General features: G+C 69.2%; 11 protein-coding genes. 6 read left to right on the forward strand and 5 right to left on the reverse strand.

Features of this window, described 5'->3' with window-relative positions; all coding sequences use genetic code 11:
- Positions 1 to 1,311 carry a phosphoribosylamine--glycine ligase gene (purD, locus tag AR539_RS16230; RefSeq protein ID WP_066439195.1) on the reverse strand — a complete coding sequence of 437 codons (1,311 nt, stop codon included), beginning with the start codon at positions 1,309 to 1,311 and terminating at the stop codon, positions 1 to 3.
- Positions 1,312 to 1,600: 289 nt separating this feature from the next.
- Between purD and AR539_RS16235 the strand changes: the two genes are divergently transcribed.
- Both AR539_RS16235 and AR539_RS16240 read left to right on the forward strand, forming a co-directional pair.
- On the forward strand, positions 1,601 to 3,253 hold the full coding sequence (locus AR539_RS16235) for a molybdopterin-dependent oxidoreductase (RefSeq protein WP_082699406.1): 1,653 nt from the start codon (positions 1,601 to 1,603) through the stop codon (positions 3,251 to 3,253).
- A 35-nt stretch (positions 3,254 to 3,288) separates the two neighbouring features.
- Positions 3,289 to 4,305 carry an asparaginase gene (locus AR539_RS16240; RefSeq protein WP_066439198.1) on the forward strand — a complete coding sequence of 339 codons (1,017 nt, stop codon included), beginning with the start codon at positions 3,289 to 3,291 and terminating at the stop codon, positions 4,303 to 4,305.
- Between the two features lie 108 nt (positions 4,306 to 4,413).
- On the opposite strand, the gene AR539_RS16245 is transcribed toward AR539_RS16240, so the two are convergent.
- The gene (locus tag AR539_RS16245; protein WP_066439201.1) at positions 4,414 to 6,198 is read right to left on the reverse strand and encodes a PIG-L family deacetylase; all 1,785 of its coding nucleotides are present in this window, start codon (positions 6,196 to 6,198) and stop codon (positions 4,414 to 4,416) included.
- A gap of 286 nt (positions 6,199 to 6,484) precedes the next feature.
- Here AR539_RS16245 and AR539_RS16250 point away from each other — a divergent pair, with 286 nt between their 5' ends.
- Entirely contained in the window at positions 6,485 to 6,874 is a 390-nt protein-coding gene (locus AR539_RS16250) for a sterol carrier family protein (protein WP_066440101.1), read from the forward strand.
- 48 nt (positions 6,875 to 6,922) lie between these two features.
- Here AR539_RS16250 and AR539_RS16255 read toward each other — a convergent pair whose 3' ends face one another.
- A complete protein-coding gene (locus AR539_RS16255; RefSeq protein ID WP_066439203.1) occupies positions 6,923 to 7,684 on the reverse strand; it encodes an SDR family oxidoreductase in 762 nt (253 codons plus the stop codon).
- Positions 7,685 to 7,830: 146 nt separating this feature from the next.
- Here AR539_RS16255 and AR539_RS16260 point away from each other — a divergent pair, with 146 nt between their 5' ends.
- Positions 7,831 to 8,706, forward strand: a complete 876-nt coding sequence (locus tag AR539_RS16260; protein ID WP_066439206.1) for a CHAD domain-containing protein — start codon at positions 7,831 to 7,833, stop codon at positions 8,704 to 8,706.
- 107 nt (positions 8,707 to 8,813) lie between these two features.
- Here AR539_RS16260 and AR539_RS16265 read toward each other — a convergent pair whose 3' ends face one another.
- Both AR539_RS16265 and AR539_RS16270 read right to left on the reverse strand, forming a co-directional pair.
- Entirely contained in the window at positions 8,814 to 9,116 is a 303-nt protein-coding gene (locus AR539_RS16265; protein ID WP_066439214.1) for a YegP family protein, read from the reverse strand.
- A 102-nt stretch (positions 9,117 to 9,218) separates the two neighbouring features.
- Positions 9,219 to 11,012 (reverse strand): glycoside hydrolase family 15 protein, encoded by a 1,794-nt coding sequence (locus AR539_RS16270; RefSeq protein WP_066439217.1) that lies wholly within the window; start codon positions 11,010 to 11,012, stop codon positions 9,219 to 9,221.
- Positions 11,013 to 11,145: 133 nt separating this feature from the next.
- Between AR539_RS16270 and AR539_RS16275 the strand changes: the two genes are divergently transcribed.
- Complete coding sequence (locus AR539_RS16275; protein ID WP_066439219.1) at positions 11,146 to 11,883, forward strand: DUF72 domain-containing protein; 738 nt, start codon at positions 11,146 to 11,148, stop codon at positions 11,881 to 11,883.
- Positions 11,884 to 11,942: 59 nt separating this feature from the next.
- On the forward strand, positions 11,943 to 13,013 hold the full coding sequence (locus AR539_RS16280; protein ID WP_066439222.1) for an App1 family protein: 1,071 nt from the start codon (positions 11,943 to 11,945) through the stop codon (positions 13,011 to 13,013).
- Positions 13,014 to 13,082: the final 69 nt, after the last annotated feature.

The raw sequence follows: 13,082 nt of genomic DNA on the forward strand, positions 1-13,082 counted from the left end.
TCAGGCCTGCGCTTTCGTCGCGGCAGGGGCTCCGGGCGCCTGCACCTTGATGTCGCCGCGGGCCGCCTTGCCGCCGATGTCGGTGCGGAACTGGCTGCCGTCCAGCTGGACCAGCTCGACGCCGTCGTACGCCCGCTCGCGGGCCTCCACCAGGTCGGTGCCCAGCGCCACCACGGCGAGGACCCGTCCGCCGGCGGACACCACTTTGCCTTCGTCGTCGAGCTTGGTGCCGGCGTGGATCACGTGGACACCTTCGATCGATTCGACCTTCTTGAGGCCGCGGATGCGGTCGCCGGTGCGCGGCGCGTCGGGGTAGTTTTCGGCGGCGACGACGACGGCGACGGCGGTTTCCTTGGACCAGCGCAGCGGCTGGACCTTGTCCAGTTCCCCCTTGGCGGCGGCCATGAGCAGCCCGCCGAGGGGGGTCTTGAGGCGGGCGAGGACTGCCTGGGTTTCCGGGTCGCCGAAGCGGACGTTGAACTCGATGACACGCGTGCCGCGGGAGGTCAGCGCCAGGCCGACGAACAGCACGCCGACGAACGGGGTGCCGCGGTGGGCCATCTGGTTGACCGTGGGCTGCGCGACGCGGTCGATGACCTCCTGGACGAGGCCTTCGGGGGCCCACTCCAGCGGGGTGTACGCGCCCATGCCTCCGGTGTTGGGGCCCTGGTCGTTGTCGTAGATGCGTTTGAAGTCCTGGGCCGGGGACAGCGCCACGGTGTTGCGGCCGTCGCAGAGGACGAAGATCGAGACCTCCGGGCCGTCGAGGAATTCCTCGATCACCACCGTGCCGCCGGCGTCGAAGCAGGTCTGGGCGTGGGCCAGTGCCTCGTCCCGGTTGCGGGTGACCACCACGCCCTTGCCGGCGGCGAGTCCGTCGTCCTTGACCACGTAGGGGGCGCCGAACGTGTCCAGCGCGTCAGCGGCTTCCTCGGCGGTGCTGGCCACCCGGGCCATCGCGGTGGGGACGCCGGCTTCGGCCATCACTTCCTTGGCGAACGCCTTGGAGGCCTCCAGCTGCGCGGCGGCCTTGCTGGGGCCGAACACGGGGATCCCGACGGCCCGGACGGCGTCGGACACGCCCGCGGCCAGCGGAGCCTCGGGGCCGACCACCACAAGATCGACGGCGAGCTTGGCTGCCAGGGCAGCGACGGCGTCGGGATTGTTCGCGTCAATGGCGTGTGTGGGGACCAGTTTGCTGATGCCGGCGTTCCCCGGGGCCGCGTGGACCTCGGACACGTTCGGGTCGGCAAGCAAGGCTCGGACAATGGCGTGTTCGCGGCCGCCGGGGCCGATGACAAGTACCTTCACAGTTCCCTAGGGTACTTTGTGGACCCGGCAGGCTCCTAAGCTGTGACCCCCGCGGGACATGCCCCGCCCTGGCCGCACCCGCTGGGCATAGTGCCCGTATGTCCACGCGCGGGCTCGAGGAATGGGCATGTCCCCCGGTGCCGGGCCCGAAGAATGGGCATGTCCCCCGGTGGCTGGCTTGAAGAATGGGCATGTCCCCCGGTACCGGACCCGAAGAATGCGCATGTCCCCCCGGTGACTGGCCTGCAGGACGGCCCATCCGCGGAGGGTCCGGCGCCGAAGACTGGGTATGGAGAAGCCCAGCACACAGACGCCCCGCGCGGACCAGCCCGGCACCGGGACGGCCCCGCGGAACCAACCCGGCCACCACGCCCCCGGCAGGCGGCTGTCCGGACCCTCGGCCCTGGCCGCACTCGCCGGGGTGGTGGCCGCCGGCGTCGTCCTGGCCGTTGCGGAACTGCTGGGCGCATTCTTTACGGCGCGGGCGACGCCGGTGATCGCCCTCGGCTCGACCTTCATCGATTTCACGCCGTCCTGGCTGAAGGATTTCGCGATCGCCACCTTCGGCACCAACGACAAGCTCGCCCTGTTTGTCGGCATGGCCGTCACCATCCTGCTGCTGGCCTGCGTCCTCGGCATCGTGGCCTACCGCAAGTGGGCCCTCGGCGTTGCGGGCGTGCTGCTCATGGGCGCCGTGATCGTCGCCAGCGTGGTGACCCGGGCCGGTGTGAAGCCCCTGGACGCCATTCCCACCCTGGTCGGCACCGCGGCCGGGCTCATTGCACTTCGTTTCCTGATCTCGCGGCTGTGGCGGATGCAGCAGTGGCCGGACCAGGATTCGGACCTGGCTGCCAAGGACCCGGACCGTCCCGCCACCAGCCGCCGCACCTTCTTCGCAGCGGCCGGCGTCACCGCCGCAGCCTCGGCCATCGCCGCCACCGGCGGACGCATGCTGAGCGCAGCCCGTAGCAACATCGCCCAGGCCCGCGAATCCCTGCAGCTCCCCGCTCCGGCGAAGCCTGCCGCCGCCGTCCCCGCGGGCGTGCAGTCCGCTGCGCCCGGGGTCACGCCGTGGCTCACGCCCAACAACGACTTCTACCGCATCGACACCGCCCTCAGCGTTCCGGAGATCAACGTCGAGGACTGGGAGCTGCGGATCCACGGCCTCGTGGAGCAGGAGGTCCGGCTGAGCTTCCAGGACCTGCTGGACGCGCAGCTGATTGAATCCCATGTCTCCCTGACCTGCGTGTCCAACCCGGTGGGCGGCAACCTGGCCGGCAACGCCAAATGGCTGGGCATGCCCATCCGTGACGTGCTCGCCATGGCTCGGCCCAAGGACGGCGCGGACATGGTGCTCTCCACCTCAATCGACGGTTTCAGCGCCTCCACCCCGCTGGAGGTCCTGCAGGACGACCGTGACGCCATGCTGGCCATCGGGATGAACGGTGAGGCCCTCCCGCTGGAGCACGGCTACCCGGTGCGGATGGTGGTTCCCGGCCTTTACGGCTTCGTGTCGGCCACCAAGTGGGTGGTGGACCTGGAAGTCACGCGGTTCGCGGACAGCAAGGCCTACTGGACGCAGCGCGGCTGGTCAGAGCGCGGCCCCATCAAGACCATGGCCCGGGTGGAAGTCCCGAAGTCCTTCGCCAAGGTCCCGGCCGGACGCGTCGCCATCGGCGGCACCGCCTGGGCCCAGACCCGCGGCATCACCAAGGTGGAGGTGCAGATCGACAACGGCCCCTGGACCGAGGCCACACTGGCCGACGAGGCGTCGGTCATCACCTGGCGCCAGTGGTCCTTCGACTGGGACGCCACCCCGGGACCGCACTACATCAAGGCCCGCGCCACCGACGGAACCGGCGAGGTCCAGACGGACCAGCGCGCGGATCCGGTCCCCGACGGCGCGTCCGGCTGGCAGTCGGTGATGGTGACCGTGGAATAACCGGCTATCACCGCCGGGCACCATAGACTTGCAGCATGCCCCTGAATGCGCACGCCACCTTCACCGTCGATTCCGCCGTCGAACTGGCAGTCGTTGAACGCAGCGGCTTTGTGGAGTCCCGGCACATCGGCTCCGCCGTCCTGATCGCCGGGGACGGCAGCGTCGTCACCGAACTGGGCGACATCACCACGCCGATCTATGCCAGGTCCACGCTCAAACCCCTCCAGGCTCTCGCCGCGATGCAGTCCGGGGTGCCCCTGCGCGGCGCCCAGGCTGCCATCGCCTGCGGCAGCCATGTCGGCTCGCTCGACCACATGGACGTCGTCGAAGGCATGCTGAAGGCCGCCGGCGTCAAGGAGGACCAACTCCAGTGCCCGGCCGCCTGGCCCGAGGACGAGACCGCGCGCACCTGGCTGATCCGCACCGAGCGCGGCCAGACCAAGCTCGCCTTCAACTGCTCCGGCAAGCACGCCGCGTTCCTCTGGGCCTGCACCGAGAATGGCTGGGACACCCGCAGCTACCTCGAACCCAACCACCCGCTGCAGCAGCGCATCCGCTCCGTCATCGAGGAATACTGCGGCGAGAGCATCGCCCACCTAGGCATCGACGGCTGCGGGGCGCCGGTGGCTGCGGTATCCCTCACCGGGCTCGCGCGGGCCTTCTCCAAGCTCGCCAAGGCTCCCGGTGACAAGAACTCCAACGCCCGCGCCGCCACCATCGCGACCTCAATGCTGGACTACCCGTGGGCCGTGCAGGGCAAGGGCGAGTCCAACACCATCGTCATGGACGACCTCGGCATCCTCGCCAAGATCGGCGCCGAAGGCGTGCTGGTAATGGCCACCCCCGCGGGCGCCTCCGTCGCGATCAAGATCCTCGACGGCAACATCCGCGCCACCACGCTCGTCGGCCTGACCCTGCTGGCAGCCGCAGGCGCGGTGGACGTGCCCGAGGTTGCCAGCGTCCTGGACAAAGTCGTGACCCCCGTACTCGGCGGCGGCCGGCCGGTGGGCAAAATCCGCCTTGGCCAGGCCGTCTCGGCACTGCTCGACTGAGCCGCCGGCTCAACACCCCAACGCGGGGTCATTTACGGTCCGTCCCGTCCGCCGGGACCGACTGTAGGTGACCCCGCGTTGCTGTTTAGGGGGGCTCGACGGCGGCGGTCAGTTTGCGTAGGCCTGGAGTTCGGCGAGGCCGACGTTCCGGGTGGTGCCGCTGACGGTGGTGACGGTGACGCGCAGGCTGGTGGTGGCGCGGTCGGAGAAGGTGATGGTGGTGCCCTTGCCGGTGTTCTCCAGCGCCGGGACCGGGACGGTCGTGCCGTCGGAGAACGTCAGGGTGGCGCCGGTGATCTGGTCGTTGGTGTTGGGCCGGTCGTAGAGCACCACCTTGTTGAGAGTGACGGGGGCGGGGAAGGCGAGGTTGAGGTAACTGCCAGCTTTCCCGCCCACGGTGGCCCATTCCTTGGTCGCGTCCACGGGGTGCCCGGCGATCACGCCGTCGACGGCTTTGGCCGCGGCCTGGCCGGTGGCAGTGTTCTCGCTGCTGGCACTCACCGCCGCGGTGGCAGCCACATTCGCAGGTGCCGGGACCGGGAAGGGGAGGGTGGCGGCGGTGCCGGGGTAGGCCTGGAGTTCGGCGAGGCCGACGTTCCGGGTGGTGCCGCTGACGGTGGTGACAGTGACGCGCAGGCTGGTGGTGGCGCGGTCGGGGAAGGTGACGGTGGTGGCCTGGCCGGTGTTCTCCAGCGCCGGGACCGGGACGGTGGTGCCGTCGGAGAACGTCAGGGTGGCGCCGGTGATCTGGTCGTTGGTGTTGGGCCGGTCGTAGAGGACCACCTTGTTGAGGGTAACGGGGGCGGGGAAGGCGAGGTTGAGGTAACTCCCGGCTTTCCCGGAGAGAGTGGCCCATTCCCGGGTGGCGTCCACGGGGTGCCCGGCGATCACGCCGTCGACGGCTTTGACCGCGGTCTGGCCCGAGGCGGTGTTCTCCGAACTCGCCGTCACCGCCGCGGTGGCCGCGACGTTCGCTGCGACCGCGGCCGGCCCCTCAACGTCGGCCACCTCTTTCGCGGCGACCGGCACGGCGGCAGGCACTGCGACCGTATAGGAACGGGATAGCCACGCCCCGATCGAGTTCGTGGAACAGTCCAGGGCGGTGGTGCAGGTCTTGGAATCGTGCTGGGCGTACACAAGAAACGCTTCGGTCTTGGCCGCCAGTTCCGGGTCGGCCACGTTAGACGGGCGCTTTTTGTTGGGATAGCCCTGGTAGCCCGTGATCGTGTGGGGCGTTGTGTACAGCTGGTGGGCAGCGTGCACGAGGTAGGCGACAGTGTGGTGATCGCTGTGGTCTCCGTCGCCGTACGTCCCGGCGAAGTCCAGCGTGGAAATCCGGTCCGGCTGGTAGCTGGTTATCAGCGCCAGGAGGGTGCCCTGGAGTCCAGCCAGCGTGTATGACGAGGAGCCGTTGACGGCCGTAATATTGCCGATGAGGCCGGTGTAAAGCTTCTGCAGGCTCTGGTTGCCGTAGTTGGAGCCGCCCCGCCCGTCGCGGTACCCGTCGGGCAGCCGCATAAACGTAAGCGACAGCCGCGGCGCCCCGTCCAGGGTGGCCACCGGAATCGGGTGCCCCGCAACCCCGGCGTCCGAGACAGACCAGGTGTCCGGAACCCCGGCGAGATGCGCGTAGGCGGCCTTTACCCCGTCCTCCCGCGCACTCCAGTAGTCCTCGGAGTCATTGGCATCGCCGGCTGTTACGTAGACGGTGCGCACGCACAACCCGTCACGGATGGCCGAAAGAAGCATGGGGTTCTGGAAAATCAGGTCATCATCCTGGTGCGCGACGACGTTCATCGCGGTTCCCGCCGCGCACCCCTCGTCCGCCGAAGCCTGCGGTGCGGTCGCCAGGCTTCCGGACAGTGCGGCAACCAACGCGGACGCCAACAGCATGAAAGTCCACCCGCGGTGCCTTGAAGACGTCATCTGGTTCCCCCAACCGATCATCACGTCACCCCGCCGTAAAAGACGCCGGGCCCCGATCCCGGGAGGGAACCTGCCATAAAACTACATCCAGTTTACTTAATATTCAAGCTAATCGTTTTTTCGTATAGTTGAAAAACTTTCTAATGAGCATCGGTCGTGGCTCCGTCTGAAGGGGCAGGGGTAGGCTGGCTCCAGAATCGGTCCGGCCAGCGGAGGGCCGGCAACTCTTTTGAAACAGCCGGGAGGCAAGTCAGTGGTGGTTCAACGACGTCGTATCGCGCTCGATGAGGGCCGCGCGGCCCTTGCTGCGTGGCAGGAGGCCAACCCCGGCCAGGCCGATGCCCCCGCCGCCGCGCCCCTCCCCCGCGCCACGCTCGCGACGGCGGTGCGCTACTCCCTGGAGGAGGTCACCGCCCGGGCACCCGGGAACTCCGTGGAGGTCCGCGTCCCGCCGTACGGCGTCACGCAGTGTGTGGAGGGCCCCCGGCATACCCGCGGCACCCCGCCGAACGTCATTGAGTGCGACGCCGGCACGTGGCTGGAAATGGTCAGCGGCCGGCTGGGCTGGGCCGAAGCCGTCGACGCCGGACGGGTGGCGGCCTCCGGGCTGCGCGCCGACCTGTCAGGGCTGCTGCCGCTTTAGGAGGCGCGGCCCGGTTTAGGAGGCGCGGCCACGCTGCTGCCGGTAAAACTAGCCGCGACCGATGAACGGCATTCCGGCGGCCGTGATCACTAGGGAGCCGACGCTCGCGGAGGACGGCATGCCGGCCATCAGCAGCACCGCCCGGGCGGCGTCCTCGACCGGGAAGGTCGGTTCCACGCGGGTGCTGCCGTCGGCCTGGACAGCCCCGGAGCCGACGCCGATGGTGTCCATCAGCTCCGTGGCCGTGTTGCCGATATCAATCTGACCGCACGTGATGCCGAAGCCGCGGCCGTCCAGGTCAATGCTCTTGGTCAGCCCGGTCATGGCATGCTTGGTCACCGCATAGGCCACCGTCCGGGGCCGCGGCGCATGCGCCGAGATGGAGCCGTTGTTGATGATCCGCCCGCCCTGCGGCGACTGGGCCTTCATGGCCCGGACGGCGGCCGCGGCACACAGCATGGACCCGGTCAGGTTGACCGCCAGGGTGGCCTCCCAGTCCGCCAGGCTGATCTCGTCCACGGAGGCGGCGGGGCCGAACACCCCGGCGTTGTTGAACAGCACGTCCACGCGGCCCCAGCGCTGGAGAGTTTCAGCGAAAAGCCGCTCGACGTCGTCGGGCGCTGTCACATCGCAGGGAACGGCGAACGCCTGGGCATGCCCGGCCCCGGTCTCCAGCAGTTGCGCTTCCCGCCGGCCGGCCAGGACCACCCGGTATCCGTCGGCGAGCATGAGCCGCGCCACCGCCCGTCCGATTCCCGATCCCGCCCCGGTGACGACGGCCACTCGGCCGGGCAGATGCTGTCGTGTCATCCGGCTAGCGTATGCCGAGTTGGCACCTCACGGCAGTGTTGCACGCGAACATTGCCGTGAAATGACATCTCGGCGGGGCCCGGCGGTCCGCGCTCCCCGGCCGCCGGAGGGGTTGCGCCGGGCAGCCCCGTGCAGCACAGTGAAGCATGGCAACCACCGCTGGAGAGGCCCTGCTCGACTACCTCGCTGAGCAGTCCGCAGAACTGCGCCAGCACGAACCCGGGGTCCGGAAAAACGACGCCGAAGCGATCCACAAGATGCGCGTCGCCGCCCGCCGGCTCCGCTCGCTGCTGGCGACCGGCCGGTCCTTGTTCGCCAAGGGCTCCGCCGATGAGCTGCGGTCCGAGCTGCGCTGGCTCTCAGGGGCACTGGGCCCGGCCCGCGACCCCGGTGTGGTGCAGGCCCGCCTCAAGGAATTGCTGGCTGAGGAACCCGACGAGCTGGTGCTCGGCCCGGCCCCCGCGCGGATCGACGAGGAGCTCGATGCCGCCGCTGCCGCCGGTTTTGAGGCCGCCCTGGAGGCGCTGAACAGCCAGCGGTACAAGCAGCTGCTGTCCGCCCTCGATACCTGGCTCGACGGCGGCAGCCTGTCCGAGAAAGCGTCCCGGCCCCCGCGGAAAACCATCCGGAAGCTGGCCGCCAAGGATGAGGGCCGCCTGAGGCGGGCCGTGGAGGCGCTGCCGGCGGAGGAGGACCGACCGACCCGGGACGAAGGGCTGCATGAAGTCCGGAAGGCGGCCAAGCGGCTGCGCTATTCCGCCGAGCTGGCCGCATCCCTGGGCGGCGGAGGCGGCGCCAAGAACGCCCGGCGGGCCGCCAAGGCGGCGCGCCGGATCCAGACGGACCTGGGCCAGTTCCAGGACAGCGTGGTGGCCCGGACCCTGCTGGTGGAGCTCGGCGCACGGTCGCTGCGCAGCGGCGAGAACGGCTTCACCTACGGCCGGCTGCACGCCAAGGAGGAAGGGATCGCTGCGCGGGCCGAGGCCGACTTCCTCAAGACGTGGCGGAAGTTCACCGCCTGACGGGGACAAAGCGGTCCGGCAGATTACTCAGCACTGCCCGGCATGTCAGTCGGCCCGGGCGGACGCCACAGCGGGGTGCTGAATCCCAGTCGAGCTAAGGGCGCAGCCTAGTTGTGGGCGCGTGCGCGTTTGCCGGCAGCCAGCGACCCGCCGGCCAGTGAGGTGGAGCGGCCTGCGCCCCCTGCGGTCCGCCGGGTGACACGTGAGGGCGGCACCACGGACTGCCCGCCCGCGCTGCGGTCGCGGATCAGTCCGGTGCCGGCGATTTCACGCGCCTGGGCGATGCCGGCCACGGCTGCCCTCTTGGTGGGAAAGGTGACGGAGACAGCCATCAGGCTTCCGCCGCCGTCAAGCATGCGGATCCGGTAGCCGCCGTCGGGCGCGTCCACGAGCTCGAAATATCCTGCCATCGCACACTCCTTTGTCCTCTCCCCCCAATGAGCGGGATATTAGTAAGTATACTTATCTAGGGTCTGGATGAACACCCGGGGCCCGCGGGCGGCCGCTCCCCCTCAGCGCCCGGAGACAGGGGAGTCGCTGCGGCGGACACCGTCGTCGTGCAGTTCCAGGGCACTCATCACCAGCGCGAAGTGGCTGAAGGCCTGCGGGGTGTTCCCCAGCTGCCGCCCGTCTTCGATGCTCCATTCCTCGCTGAGAAGCCCGACGTCGTTGCGCACCGCCAGCAGCCGGTCGAACAGTTCCTGCGCCTCATGCCGCCGGCCGGCGCCGAGGAGCGCCTCAACCAGCCAGAACGAACACGCCAGGAATACCCCTTCTTCGCCGGGGAGTCCGTCGTCGCATTCCGCCGGCTTGTAGCGGCGGAGGAACCCGTTATGGGTGAGCTCGCGCTGGACGGCGTCGATGGTGCCCACCACCCGCGGATCGTCCGGGGGCAGGAACCCGACGCGGGGAATCAGCAGGAGGCTCGCGTCGAGCTCGGGCCGGCCGTAGGACTGGACGAAGGTGTTGCGGCCGGCGTCGAACCCTTTGGCCATCACGTCGGCACGGATCGTCTCGCGGAGTTCTTCCCAGCGGTCCGCGGGGCCGGGCAGGCCGAAATCCCGGACGCCCTTGACCATCCGGTCCGCGGCCACCCAGGCCATCACCTTGGAGTGGGTGAAATGCCGCCGGGGTCCGCGCATCTCCCAGAGCCCGTTGTCCGGACGGTCCCAGGCCGACTCGAGGTGCTCCATCAGAGCCAGTTGCACGTCCCAGGACTCGTCGGTGCTGGTCAGCAGCGAGTTCCGGGTCAGCGACAGGCAGTCCAGCACCTCGCCCCAGACGTCGAGCTGCAGCTGCCCCGCCGCGCCATTCCCGGTCCGGACGGGGGCGGAATTCTCGTATCCCCGCAGCCACGGCAGCTCCACCTCGGGCAGCCGGCGTTCGCCGTGGATGCCGTACATGATCTGCAGGTCCTTGGGGTCCCCCGCCACCGCCCGCAGCAGCCAGTCACGCCACGATGCGGCCTCTTCCGTGTATCCCGCGGCGAGCAGCGCCTGGAGGGTCAGGGTGGCGTCGCGGAGCCAGCAGAAGCGGTAGTCCCAGTTCCGTTGGCCGCCCAGTTCCTCCGGCAGGGACGTCGTCACGGCCGCGACGATGCCTCCGGTGGGCGCGAACGTCAGCGCCTTCAGGGTGATCAGCGACCGCTGCACATCCGCCCGGTAGGGCCCGGTAATCGTGCACTTGGAGGACCAGTGCTGCCAGAAGGCCTCGGTGGACTCCAGGACCCGTTCCGGGTCGATCCTCCGGGGCCGGGCCAGGTGGCTTGGCGTCCACGTCAGCACGAACGGCACCCGGTCCCCCGCCCTGACGGTGAAGTCGCTGACGGTCTTGAGCCGCTCGCCGCGCAGCGGCGCCTCGGTCACCAGATACGCGGCATCCGGGCCGGCGATCGCGTGGATCCCGTAGGCGTCGTGGCGCACCCACGGGACAATGTGCCCGTAGTCGAAGCGCAGCACCAGCTCGCCGCGCATCCGGACCGTCCCGCGGACGCCCACCACAATCCGCACGAGGTCCGCCACCCCGTCGCGGGGCGGCATGAAGTCGATGACCTTGACCTTGCCCGACGGCGTCTCCCATTCGGTTTCGAGGATGAGGGTGCCCTTGCGGTAATGCCGGCGGGTGCATTCCCCGCCGCCTTCCGGGGCCAGCAACCAGCGCCCCGCCCTGGGCGTGTCCAGGAGGGCGTTGAAGCAGGCCGGGGAATCGAACCGGGGCAGGCAGAGCCAGTCGATGGAGCCTTCGGTGCTGATCAGGGCTCCCGTGTGCAGATCGCCGACCAGCGCATAATCCTCAATGCGCGCCATGGGACTTAGCGTGCCACACACGATTCCGTCCGACTAGGATCCAGAGCATGCTTCAGCGGAACATCGCCACCCCACCGGCCGGCGCCGCACGGGCGGTCTCACCCGGGCCGGGCCCGCAGCGGGGACGGCCCGCATGAACAGCGGCGTGCACATTGGCACCAGCGGCTGGAGCTACGACCACTGGGAGGACGTGCTGTACCCTCCCGGGCTGCCGGCCCGGGACCGGCTGGCGCACTACGCCGCGCGTTTCTCCACGGTGGAGCTCAATGCCAGCTTTTACCGCTGGCCCCGCGAGGCCTCCTTCGCGAGCTGGCGCCGGCGCCTTCCGCCCGGGTTCCTGCTGTCCGTCAAGGCCCCGCGCGGGCTGACCCACGGCAAGAAGCTGTACGCACCGGAAGTGTGGATCGATCGGATCACCCGGTGCTGGCATGAGCTCGGCGACAAGCGGGCGGTGCTGCTGGTGCAACTTCCGCCGGACTTCGCCCGGGACGACGCGCGGCTGGACTACTTCCTCGAGGCGCTGCCCGGCTGGGTCCGCGTCAGTGTGGAGTTCCGTCACCCGTCTTGGGACGCACCCGAGGTCTATGCCCTGCTGGAACGGCACGGCGCCGCGTACTGCGTCATGAGCGGCGCCGGACTGCCGTGCGTGCTCCGCGCCACCGCGGATTTTCTCTACGTGAGGCTGCACGGCCCGGATTGGGAGCACCTCTACGGCGGTTCCTACTCGGACGATGAGCTGCGAGGGTGGGCGGACCGGATCCGCGAGTGGCGCTGGTCCGGCCGGGAGGTCTTCGTGTATTTCAACAACGACGGCGGCGGGAACGCCGTGCGTAATGCCCAGGTGTTGGAGCACCTGGTGGGCGGCGACTGAACGGCGTCGATTCCGGACACAGTCCCCGCCGGGGCTTGCGTGTGTGGGAGAGTGGGGGCATGGAATTGGCGTCACAGCAACCACCCGGGCAGCAAGCGGTCACCGGCAACCGGGCGTTCCGCCTGGCGCACTGGGTCTCGGACACCGTCAACGGTTTCCGCCTAAAGACCGCCCGCCGCTGGAACTTCGTCCCCAAAACAGTGGCTTACCAGGGCTACGGATCCACAACCTGGGTCCGGGTGCTTGGCCGGGTGGTGCTGACCAGCAAGCCCACCCCTGGCAGCCGGGCGGAGCAGGCCGCGCAGAACGGCAACCAGAACATCCGCGGGTGGCGGGCGTTTACGTCCGTGCCCATCCAGTACGCCGAGGTGGAAATAGAGATCGGCGGGGTGATCGCCCGGGTGAAGGCGGACCGCGGCGGACTGGTGGACACCGTCGTCGAGGTGGAACTGGAACCGGGCTGGCATACCGCCATCCTGCGCGCCGAAGGCACCGAAGCCGCTAAGGCCGAGGTTTTTGTCATTTCCCCGGACACCAAGCTGGGGATCGTGTCCGACATCGATGACACGATCATGGTCACCGCACTCCCCCGGCCCTTCCTGGCGCTGTGGAACACCTTTGTGCTCAACGAGCGCGCGCGGATGGCGACGCCGGGAATGGCCGTGCTGCTGGACCGGATCAAGGTGGAGTACCCGGAAGCCCCGGTGATTTACCTGTCCACCGGGCCTTGGAACGCCGCCCCGACGCTGGCACGCTTTATCGCCCGCAACATGTACCCCAAGGGCGCACTGCTGCTCACTGACTGGGGCCTGACCCACGACCGCTGGTTCCGCAGCGGCCAGGAGCACAAACGCCGCAACCTGGAACTGCTCGCCGAGGAGTTCCCGAACATGCGCTGGCTGCTGTTCGGCGACAACGGCCAGCACGACGAGGCCATCTATTCACACTTCGCCCAGCAGCACGGCGACCGGGTCGCCGCCATCGGCATCCGGCAGCTCTCCGCCAGCGAAGCCGTTCTTGCCGGCGGCCACTCGGAGACCGGCGACCACACCGGGTCCGAGGTGCCGTGGATCTACTCCCCCGACGGTGCGGGAATGGCGAAAAGCCTGCAGGGCCTGGGAATTCTCTAGACCGCCTGAAGCTCGCTGTTCTGTCCGACGGCGGCCGGGTCGCTAAATTGTCTGAGCCTCGATTTATTG

This window comes from Arthrobacter sp. EPSL27 (assembly GCF_001512305.1).
Lineage (GTDB): Bacteria > Actinomycetota > Actinomycetes > Actinomycetales > Micrococcaceae > Arthrobacter.

Coding starts and splice junctions, on each gene's coding strand:
- AR539_RS16265 (WP_066439214.1), bottom strand. CDS start 9,116: ATGGCAGGATATTTCGAGCTCGTGGACGCGCCCGACGGCGGCTACCGG.
- AR539_RS16260 (WP_066439206.1), top strand. CDS start 7,831: ATGGCAACCACCGCTGGAGAGGCCCTGCTCGACTACCTCGCTGAGCAG.
- AR539_RS16275 (WP_066439219.1), top strand. CDS start 11,146: ATGAACAGCGGCGTGCACATTGGCACCAGCGGCTGGAGCTACGACCAC.
- AR539_RS16245 (WP_066439201.1), bottom strand. CDS start 6,198: ATGCTGTTGGCGTCCGCGTTGGTTGCCGCACTGTCCGGAAGCCTGGCG.
- AR539_RS16240 (WP_066439198.1), top strand. CDS start 3,289: ATGCCCCTGAATGCGCACGCCACCTTCACCGTCGATTCCGCCGTCGAA.
- AR539_RS16280 (WP_066439222.1), top strand. CDS start 11,943: ATGGAATTGGCGTCACAGCAACCACCCGGGCAGCAAGCGGTCACCGGC.
- AR539_RS16270 (WP_066439217.1), bottom strand. CDS start 11,012: ATGGCGCGCATTGAGGATTATGCGCTGGTCGGCGATCTGCACACGGGA.
- AR539_RS16235 (WP_082699406.1), top strand. CDS start 1,601: ATGGAGAAGCCCAGCACACAGACGCCCCGCGCGGACCAGCCCGGCACC.
- AR539_RS16255 (WP_066439203.1), bottom strand. CDS start 7,684: ATGACACGACAGCATCTGCCCGGCCGAGTGGCCGTCGTCACCGGGGCG.